This window comes from Sulfurimonas sp. (assembly GCF_014859695.1).
Classification (GTDB): domain Bacteria; phylum Campylobacterota; class Campylobacteria; order Campylobacterales; family Sulfurimonadaceae; genus Sulfurimonas.
This window is the reverse complement of record NZ_JACUTS010000174.1, coordinates 1-1,571: the sequence shown is the minus strand read 5'-3', so window position 1 is coordinate 1,571 and position 1,571 is coordinate 1. Positions and strand designations below refer to the sequence as shown.

Annotated in this window: 2 protein-coding genes; both read left to right on the top strand. The window is 33.9% G+C overall.

Annotated elements, in window-relative coordinates; all coding sequences use genetic code 11:
• The first annotated feature begins 537 nt into the window (after positions 1-537).
• On the top strand, positions 538-972 hold the full coding sequence (locus IBX42_RS12465) for a hypothetical protein (protein ID WP_294933253.1): 435 nt from the start codon (positions 538-540) through the stop codon (positions 970-972).
• 59 nt (positions 973-1,031) lie between these two features.
• A complete protein-coding gene (locus IBX42_RS12460) occupies positions 1,032-1,451 on the top strand; it encodes a peptidylprolyl isomerase (RefSeq protein WP_294933252.1) in 420 nt (139 codons plus the stop codon).
• The last annotated feature ends 120 nt before the right edge of the window (positions 1,452-1,571 follow it).

The following is a 1,571-nucleotide window of genomic DNA, read 5'->3' as shown; positions in this document are numbered from 1 at the left end:
ATGAGTGAAATAAGAATGTTGCTTTAAGTGGTCTTGACAAATGGGGACGTTATATCCTACAAAAGCTTATAAACCAAACTTCAGAAAGTTTCTTGATTACATTTTCCTCAGCTTTACCTAAATAACTTAAATTTAAAGATTGTAATATGCCTGATTCTAATTTAGCCACTATCTTATCCTTGTGCAATTTATTAAAATGCATTATGACATAATAAAACAAAATTTGCTATATTTAAGAAAAATTCTATCGCCGGTTATCTAATCCGGTGAAGAGATCCTCACAAATACCCTGCTCATCTATCTTTCAACCACTTCGCCTAAAATGTTGCGACTCATTTCATGTCTTTTTTTCATGATTTTTAATCTAAAGTTAAATAATTGTGGTTTTATTGATAAAAAAATGGGCAGGGGGTACGCGCCCTAAAAAATTAAAAATTAAAAAACACTCAATATCTAACTCAATTCACTTACAGTTTACCAACCTTATCTACAATAGTAAAGAGTTAAATATCCAAACGATTATAGAGGAAGTACAATATGGCAAAAATATCCATTCTAACAAAGCGTTCCGTCTTTTTAATATTTTTAGTTTCCAGTGCTGCGAACCCGCTGTTTGCATCAACAATTTATATATACTCCGCTTCTGAGCGTTTTCAAGAAGCTCCTATTACACATAACGATATTCAAAATGTTTTAATCTCCAAAGGGTTAGAAAATAGCGTTGCTATAAAAAAGAGTCAAGCGGTGTTGAAAAAGAGCCAAAATAGCTACTCAAAACTGACACATCTTAGCAACAATCCAAAGTTAGGACTCTCAAAAAAGAAAATTATTGAAGCTTTTGCAAAATATGCACTTTTTGACAAAGAGTGCGATCTGAACTCCTACGACTCCGTTGTAGGCTTTGTTCAGAGCATAAATCCAAAACTCTCCGATGTCCAATTAAGTGCAATTAAAGAGATAGTTAAACTCTAGCTTTAACTTTCATGTAAACCTATTTTGTTATAGTACCCCTTACAAAAAAAGGAGAACAAATGGCTATTAGTAACAATCAAGTAGTTTCTATGGAGTATGAAGTAAAAGTGGAAGGAAATGTTGTTGATAGCAATGTTAACCAAGAACCATTAGAGTTTACATTCGGCTCAGGACAGATTATTTCTGGTTTAGAGTCTAGAATAGCGGAGTTAAGCGCTGGCGAATCAGCTTCTATAGTAGTTCCTGCAAGTGAGGCTTACGGAGAGTACAACGAAGAGGCGATGCAAAAGATTCCAAAAGAGCAGTTTGAAGGCATAGAGCTTTCTATCGGTCTTCCGCTTCAAGGTCAAGGACCTGATGGCAACCCGGTTCAAGTAGTTGTAAAAGATATTTTAGATGATGAAGTACTTATAGATTTTAATCATCCATTAGCAGGAAAAGAGCTAAATTTCGACATCAACATCCTCTCGGTGCAGTAAAGAGTTTATCTCTTTGCTCCCCCTCTCTGCTTAAATATCTCTCATTTATAAAATTAAACTCTCATAAAAACAAATGTGCTATAATCTCAACATGAAATGTTATTTTTATTATAACAATAA

Coding starts and splice junctions, on each gene's coding strand:
- IBX42_RS12465 (WP_294933253.1), top strand. CDS start 538: ATGGCAAAAATATCCATTCTAACAAAGCGTTCCGTCTTTTTAATATTT.
- IBX42_RS12460 (WP_294933252.1), top strand. CDS start 1,032: ATGGCTATTAGTAACAATCAAGTAGTTTCTATGGAGTATGAAGTAAAA.